The sequence below is a fragment of the Microcystis sp. LEGE 00066 genome (genome assembly GCF_015207925.1).
GTDB lineage: Bacteria > Cyanobacteriota > Cyanobacteriia > Cyanobacteriales > Microcystaceae > Microcystis > Microcystis ichthyoblabe_A.
Window position 1 is genome coordinate 1 of sequence record NZ_JADEVX010000186.1, and the last position, 7,985, is coordinate 7,985.

Annotated in this window: 7 protein-coding genes; 6 read left to right on the plus strand and 1 reads right to left on the minus strand. The window is 45.0% G+C overall.

Annotated elements, in window-relative coordinates; translation table 11 throughout:
* Positions 1 to 260 precede the first annotated feature (260 nt).
* Positions 261 to 1,166, minus strand: coding sequence for a 30S ribosomal protein S6--L-glutamate ligase (rimK, locus tag IQ224_RS19410; protein WP_002742468.1), 906 nt, complete (start codon positions 1,164 to 1,166; stop codon positions 261 to 263).
* A gap of 478 nt (positions 1,167 to 1,644) precedes the next feature.
* On the opposite strand from rimK, the gene rlmN reads away from it, so the two are divergent.
* The 6 genes from rlmN to IQ224_RS19440 all read left to right on the plus strand — a co-directional run.
* The gene (gene rlmN / locus IQ224_RS19415) at positions 1,645 to 2,658 is read left to right on the plus strand and encodes a 23S rRNA (adenine(2503)-C(2))-methyltransferase RlmN (RefSeq protein WP_002742466.1); all 1,014 of its coding nucleotides are present in this window, start codon (positions 1,645 to 1,647) and stop codon (positions 2,656 to 2,658) included.
* A 260-nt stretch (positions 2,659 to 2,918) separates the two neighbouring features.
* Positions 2,919 to 3,143, plus strand: coding sequence for a phycobilisome linker polypeptide (locus IQ224_RS19420; protein WP_002772199.1), 225 nt, complete (start codon positions 2,919 to 2,921; stop codon positions 3,141 to 3,143).
* A 287-nt stretch (positions 3,144 to 3,430) separates the two neighbouring features.
* Positions 3,431 to 4,630 (plus strand): ferredoxin--NADP reductase, encoded by a 1,200-nt coding sequence (petH, locus tag IQ224_RS19425; protein WP_002742462.1) that lies wholly within the window; start codon positions 3,431 to 3,433, stop codon positions 4,628 to 4,630.
* Between the two features lie 218 nt (positions 4,631 to 4,848).
* Positions 4,849 to 5,691: a ChaN family lipoprotein gene (locus tag IQ224_RS19430; RefSeq protein WP_002742461.1), complete on the plus strand. Its 843-nt coding sequence runs from the start codon at positions 4,849 to 4,851 to the stop codon at positions 5,689 to 5,691.
* Between the two features lie 92 nt (positions 5,692 to 5,783).
* Positions 5,784 to 6,659, plus strand: coding sequence for a 3'(2'),5'-bisphosphate nucleotidase CysQ (locus IQ224_RS19435; RefSeq protein WP_194033371.1), 876 nt, complete (start codon positions 5,784 to 5,786; stop codon positions 6,657 to 6,659).
* A 212-nt stretch (positions 6,660 to 6,871) separates the two neighbouring features.
* On the plus strand, positions 6,872 to 7,985 hold a 1,114-nt coding region (locus IQ224_RS19440; RefSeq protein ID WP_194033372.1), incomplete at its 3' end, for a GTPase family protein.

Below are 7,985 nucleotides of genomic sequence, written 5' to 3' on the forward strand. Positions count from 1 at the left end.
GGGGTGTAGGGTGTGGGGAGATTTTTTTCTGTAAAAAGGCAGCTCCGAGCTTAGGGACTTGCGCTTTGATAATGTACCTTTTGGGCGAACGCAGTTCGCCCCTACATTGTGAAGAAAATCCGTTACTGTAGGGGCGCAAAGCTTGCGCCCTCCGATCAATTGGGATATTATTTCCACGCAAGTCCCTTATCGCTTAATACTACTGACTGATAACTTACCCACTGATAACTGATAACTGATAACTGATGCAAGGCTGACAGCTAATATTGATATCGATCGCGATTGAGGACTAGGGTGGCATTTTTAGCGACAAAATCGATAATTTTTTTGGCCACATCCACACCGGTGGCCGCTTCTATTCCTTCCAAACCGGGAGAGGAATTGACCTCGATAACCACAGGCCCGTGATTGGACCGCAATAAGTCCACACCCGCAACCCGTAAACCCATGGCTTTAGTGGCCCGTATAGCCGTACTGCGTTCCTCCGGGGTTAATTTTATCTTTTCTGCTTTGCCACCGCGGTGAAGATTAGAACGAAAATCGCCCTCGGCCCCCTGTCGCTTCATCGAGGCTACCACTTTTCCATCGATGACAAAACAGCGCAGATCTGCCCCACTGGCCTCTTTAATATACTCTTGTACTAGAATATTAGCCTCTAATTGCCGAAAAGCTTCAATAACTGACTTGGCTGCTTGGTCGGTTTCCGCTAAAACTACGCCAATACCTTGGGTTCCTTCTAATAATTTAATCACTAGGGGGGTGCCGCCGACCGTTTCGATTAAACCATCGATATCTTCAATTGCGTGAGCAATTCCCGTCACCGGTAAACCTATCCCTTCCCGAGCGAGGATTTGCAGACAACGCAATTTATCCCGCGACCGGGAAATTGCCTGGGAGTCGTTGGCAGTAAAAACATTCATCACCTCGAATTGTCGGACGACTGCGGTTCCATAGAAGGTTTTTGAGGCGGCAATGCGGGGAATAATCGCGTCGAAACTCTCCAAGGGTTTACCGTTATAGACAACCGTGGGTTTATGGGAGGTGATGTTCATGTAACAGCGCAAATAATTGATCACTCGTACCTCATGACCTTGGGCTTCTCCCGCTTCTTTCAGTCGCTTGGTCGAATAAAGAGAAGCATCTTGGGATAAAATAGCGATTTTCATAAATTTTCGCTTAAATATTGCTTTTACAACTAAATAGCTCTTTATTTTCCCATATTGACTTTTTTTGCTGGCAACTCATAAAATTTCTGTTCTCGATCGAAGTCCATCGATCATTATGGCGCTGACAGTTCCCCTTGAACAGTTAAGTTAAATGAAAAGTAAAAAAGATCAAGCTTAAGACTAGATTTACTTTTGTCGTCAGGCTCAGTTTAAGTAGCTGGTTATAATTAAATTAAAAATGGATTTGAGGTTCGATCCCCCCTGCCCCCCTTGATAAGGGGGATGCCGATAGGCGGGGGTATCTGAAAACTTTTAACACCTACCTACTTAAGTTATAGTTTTAAGTATTTAATTGACTAACAAAGACTAGAGAAGGAGCAAAGGGAAAAATGTCAATTAATGAATACAATTTTCTTAGAGTTTTGCTACTAGGGATGATCGATCGGTTAGAATGATAAGGTGATCAACGATAATAATTATGACTTTACTAGCGAAATCTTTAGAGGAACTGACCGACTGGGTAAAAGACCAGGGACAACCCGCTTATCGGGGTAAACAATTACACCAATGGCTATACGAAAAAGGGGTGCATTCTTTGGCGGATATTTCCGTATTTCCCCAAGAATGGCGCAGCAAGCTGGCGGATTATCCTATCGGTCGTTCCCTTATACATTATCGCAGTGTAGCACCCGATCGCACTCGTAAATATCTGCTAAAACTGGCCGATGGTTTAATTATCGAAGCGGTGGGAATTCCTAGTGAAAAAAGATTAACAGTCTGTGTTTCTTCCCAAGTGGGTTGTCCGATGGCCTGTGATTTTTGTGCCACAGGAAAAGGTGGTTTTACTCGTAATTTAAAAGCCTATGAAATCGTTGACCAAGTGTTAACAGTACAGGAGGATTTTCAACAGCGAGTTAGTCATGTGGTATTTATGGGTATGGGGGAACCTTTATTAAATATCCCCGAAGTGGTGACAGCAATTCATTCCCTGAATCAAGATGTGGGGATCGGTCAGCGTTGTTTAACGATTTCTACCGTGGGATTGCCTCATAAGATCAAGCAACTAGCCGAACATAATTTGCAAGTAACTTTTGCTGTTAGTCTTCATGCTTCTAATCAACAAGTTCGAGCTAAATTAATCCCCAGTGCCGACCATTATCCCCTAACTAATCTGATCCAAGACTGTCAGGAATACGTTCAAATCACGGGACGAAGGGTGACATTTGAATACATTCTGTTAGCGGGAGTGAATGATTTACCCGAACACGCAAGGGAATTAGTCAAACTGGTAAAAGGGTTTCAATCTCACGTCAATTTAATCCCCTATAATCCCATTCAGGAGGTGGATTATCAACGGCCTGATGAAAAGAGAATTAAGGCTTTTAAAACTATTTTAGAACAGGAGAAAGTCGCCGTTACTGTCCGTTATTCGAGAGGTTTAGCGGCAGATGCGGCCTGTGGACAATTGCGATCGAGCGTCATGGTACAATAAACAGGCGTAAATCAGCCATTAACTAGGGTTGGCTGAATAAATCTAAAAACCTTGTTGGGTAAGACTTTTAGACTTTGGGGAAATCAAAAAGTGCCAGCCATTCGAGGGAGCGGGGGGAAGTTTCAGGGAAAAAGTCCCTTAAAATAAAACCCTACACCCTGCCCCCACGAGAAACTTTTTGCCGCAAACCCTAACTAGATTGCTAGTCTCCCTGCTAGGCTAAACTAGAGAACTATAACATCAATGTAGGAGCCATTTCGATGCAAAGTCTCTCTAGTGCCAAAGAAAATCGCCTTTTTGTCTATGAAGTCGTCGGTTTAAGTCAAAATGACAAGACTGATAACCTAGATTATTCTATCCGTAAGAGTGGCAGTGTCTTTTTAACCGTTCCCTATAGCCGCATGAATCAAGAAATGCGTCGGATTACCCGTTTAGGCGCTCGCATCGTCAGCATTAAACCCTTAAACGCTGCTGCAGCCGAGTAGTTCATAAAATAATTATTGCTAATATCTGTCCCCCGCTCTTGTCCTCATCAGGCCAACCCGGGGGATTTCTAGCATAAATGGGCAAAAGTAACATAAATCTTAATAAAAAGTAAAATGCTGCAAATGTAACAGATTTTAACCAGAGACTTGACCTATCCTATCCAAAAGGATAAAAGCGATGTCTGTGGTTTTTTTAAGATAACTCTCAATTAGGCCTAGGTGTAGTATACCGATGGTAGGCTAAACTATGGAACGATTATCGTGACTTGAGTTGGGAGTTATATTTAATGTACAGTCCGAGTACACTAGCGGGAAACCGTTTATTTGTTTACGAAGTGGCGGGTCTTAATCAAAACGACAATACTGACAGCTTGGATTATTCAATCCGTCAGAGTGGAAGCGTGTTTTTCACGGTTCCCTACAGTCGCATGAATCAAGAAATGCGTCGGATTACCCGTTTAGGTGGTCGTATCGTCAGCATCAAACCCTTCAATGGGATTGCCCCCGTAGCAACTGTTTCTAGTGCCTCCACACCACAGCCAATCGCTCAATCATCGCCCGTCCCCGAACAGACCAAGAAAAAGGCCATGACTCAAGCGAAAGAAAAAACAGATATCCCCGTCAATATCTACCGTCCGAACCAACCCTTTATCGGCAAATGTATCGAGAATTATCCTCTCGTTGATGAGGGGGGTATCGGCATCGTACAACACGTCACCTTTGACCTTTCCGGGAGCGATTTACGCTATTTAGAAGGGCAAAGTATCGGTATTATCCCTCCGGGTACCGATGCTAATGGCAAACCTCATAAATTGAGACTCTATTCGATCGCCTCCACCCGTCATGGTGATAAATTAGACGATAAAACCGTATCCCTCTGCGTGCGTCAGTTAGAATACCAGCACCCAGAAACCAAGGAAACCGTTTATGGAGTTTGTTCCACCCATCTCTGTAATATAGGGGTGGGGGACGATGTGGCTATTACTGGTCCCGTGGGTAAGGAAATGCTGCTACCGGGTGATGAAGATGCCACTATCATTATGATGGCCACCGGGACGGGAATCGCTCCCTTCCGGGCTTTCCTCTGGCGGATGTTCAAGGAACAACACGAAGATTATAAATTCAAAGGTCTAGCTTGGTTGATTTTCGGAGTTCCCAAAACGGCCAATATTCTCTACCAAGAAGAATTAGAGAAAATCGCGGCGGAATTCCCCGATAACTTCCGTCTCACCTATGCCATCAGCCGGGAACAGCAAAATCCCCAGGGCGGTAGAATGTATATTCAACACCGGGTAGCCGAACACGCTGACGAAATCTGGAATCTACTCCAAAGTCCCAAAACCCACGCTTATATGTGCGGACTGAAAGGGATGGAAGATGGTATCGACGGTGCTATCAGTGGCGCTGCCAATAAAAATGGCACCGATTGGTCTGTCTATCAGAAACAACTGAAAAAAGAACATCGCTGGCACGTAGAAACCTACTAAACCAGAAAGGTTCTCTGAAAATTTTTGCGGGTGGGCATTGCCCACCTTTTTTGTCTTGGCTTCGGTTAAGATAAGTAGCTGGTTATAATTAAATTAAAAATGGATTTTAGGTTCGATCCCCCCTACCCCCCTTAATAAGGGGGGTGCCGATAGGCGGGGGGATCTGAAAGTTTTTAATACCTATCTACTTAGGTTTCTTAAAAGGCTTTTAATAAAAGATGAAATTCTCTCGACGCTTTTTTCCCGTTTTCCTTGCCCTCTGCCTACTGTTTATTTTGCTGCCCCGGGCCTGGAGTTTTACTAATAGCCAAAAAGAAATTCTGGCCGATTTAAAAACAGCCGAGATTATTTATCTGGGAGAAAGGCACGATAGTCAGGCCAACCATCAGGCCCAATTAGCTATTATCGAGTATTTACAGGCTAATAATCCCCAAATAGCGATCGCTTTTGAGATGTTTCAACGTCCTTACCAAATCTATTTGGATCAGTATTTAGCCGGCAAAATTAGCGAAAATCAGTTGAGAGAAAAAAGTGAATACGACCAACGTTGGGGATTTGATTGGGAATTTTACGCCCCGATCCTGCGCTTGGCCAAGGCGAAAAAACTACCATTGATCGCCCTCAATACACCCACGGAAATCACTAGAAAAGTGGCACAGGAGGGCTTAGAAAGCCTCTCCACCTCAGAAATGACCTACATTCCCCCTAAAAGCGAAATAAACCAGGATAACGAGGAGTACCGTCAACAGATCTTAGCCGTTTATCAGCAACACACGGGGGGCAGTAGTCAGGGATTCGATCGCTTTTTTTTGGCACAGGTTCTCTGGGATGAAACCATGGCCGATGCGATCGCTAAATTCTGGCAAGCTCATCCCGAATATCAGATCATCGTCCTAGCAGGAAAAGGTCATATTGCCTACGGTTACGGTATTCCCAGTCGAGTCCAAAGAAGATTAGGCGATCGCGTCAGCCAGCGCTCGGTTTTCTTGGGAAACACTCCCCAATCATCACCAGCAGAAACCAAAAAACCCGCCGATTATTTTTGGCAAGGGCAAAATTAAGCCAGTCAGGAGCTAGGAAGCAAGGGATGATAAGCTAAGATGCCAGTCTTTCAATTTAGTAGATAATAGGTCTGAAAAACTGAGGCTATTTTATGATTAATTTAACCTGTCAAGATACCGAAACGCTCGATCGCATTTTAGCTGTGACTCGTGCCGTGGGTTGGGGTGGTGCTAAAATTCTCCAATCCTACTACCGCGGTGAACAGGATTTAGCCATCAACGAGAAGAAAAAAGGCGGACCCGTGACGGCGGCGGATTTAGCGGCAAATCATTATATTTTAGGAGAATTACAAACAAATTTTTCTGATATCGACTTTGGTTATCTGAGCGAGGAAACCCACCAGGGTAATGAAGCTATCCCGAAAGATTGGGTATGGATTATCGATCCTTTGGACGGAACCCGCGATTTTATCGACAAAACGGGAGAATATGCCCTACATATCGCCTTATGTTATCAGGGAACACCGATCATCGCCGTGGTTGCCCTACCGGATCAAGAAAAACTCTATTTTGCCCAAAAAGGAAAAGGCACTTTTCTAGAAACTAGCGACGGCAATATTACACAGGTAAAAGTTGCCAATAAAGATAAAATTACCGATCTCTATCTGGTGGTTAGTCGTACCCATCGCGACCAACGTTTTGATAATCTATTAAGTCAAATACCCTTCTTCGGTAAAAATTATGTGGGTAGTGTGGGCTGTAAAATAGCCACGATCCTCGAACAAAAATCCGATGTTTATATCTCCCTATCGGGGAAATCGGCGGCTAAAGACTGGGATTTTGCCGCTCCAGAGTTGATTTTAACGGAAGCAGGCGGCAAATTTTCCTATTTTGACGGTCAACCAGTGCGCTATAATCGCGGCGATGTGCGGCAATGGGGGGGGATCATGGCCAGTAATGGTCCTTGTCATCAACAACTTTGTCAGTTGTCCACGGCAATCCTCGCCCAAATTGATGCCACTGTCTAATTTCTGCTCTCTTATTCTTTGTGTGATCGGTTTAACTTATATAGGAGCGATCAATCTTTGTGTCCTTTGTGTCTTTGTGGTTCGTTCTAGTCCTTCGCCGGCGGTACTGTATCTTAGAATACATTTTACCCACCAAACCCAAGAGAGCTTAATTTCTGCCCCCCTAACCGAGAATCAGAGATCGGTAGAATGGAAAAAAACCAGATCGAGCAATGTTACGGTTAAAAACTTGGCAAGGATTGATTTTAGCAGTTCCGATCGCAGCCGTGGTCATCTTTCTGATCGTGGCCGCCAGTGTCCAGATCAATCAATGGGGTTTGAATTGGATTTGGGCAGTTTTTACCCTGATTTTTGTCGCTTGGCGCTTCCTGTTGGTCAAATGGACGCGCCCAGCAGTCGGGGAAATTGAAGCCGCCATTGGGGAAATTAAGGCAGAATTAACCCCTCCTGAGGGTGATTCCGGGGGCAATGTCGAGGAAATTATCGAGAGGATTATCGTCGAGGCCCGCAATGATCGGCCGGTTTGGGAAGATTGGGCGACTTTTTGGCAACGCTGTCAGGATTTGGTCAGTGCCATCGCTCATATATATTACCCCGATGTCAAGTACCCCTTATTAAATATTTACATTCCCCAGGCCTACGGTTTAATTCGGGGAACCGTGGATGATAGCGATCGCTGGATGCAGAATCTTTCCCCGGCCCTGAATCAAATCACCATCGGCCAAGCCTATCAGGCCTACGAAGTTTATCAAAAATTGCAACCCTCGGCCCAGAAACTTTGGCAGGTCTGGAATTGGGCGCAATGGGTAATCAATCCCGCTGCGGCTGTGGCTAAAGTGGCTAGTCAAAAGTACAGCGATCGAGCGGATCAGCAATTATTAGTCAATTTAGGGCAAGTTTTGCGGGAAAATGCCCTGAGAAATCTCTCTCGCCAAGCAGTGTTACTCTACAGTGGCAGTAATCTCGCCCCCACTCTCCCCACCAAGACCAAAATCGCCACCACTACTCTCAAGGAAATTCTCGCCCAAGCGGAACCAATCACGGAAATCGATCGCCAACCGGTTAACATTCTGCTGGTTGGACGCACCGGGGCCGGCAAAAGCAGTTTAATTAATACTCTCTTTCGGGCCGATTTAGCACAAGTGGATCTATTGCCTAGTACCGATGCGATTCAATCCTACCATTGGCAAACCCCAGAAGGGGACGAGTTAATCCTCTGGGATACCCCAGGCTATGAACAGTCAAATCGGGCTGAGTATCGGCAAAAAGTTCTTAATTATGCCAAAAACGCCGATTTATTAATTCTTGTCACCCCCGCCCTCGATC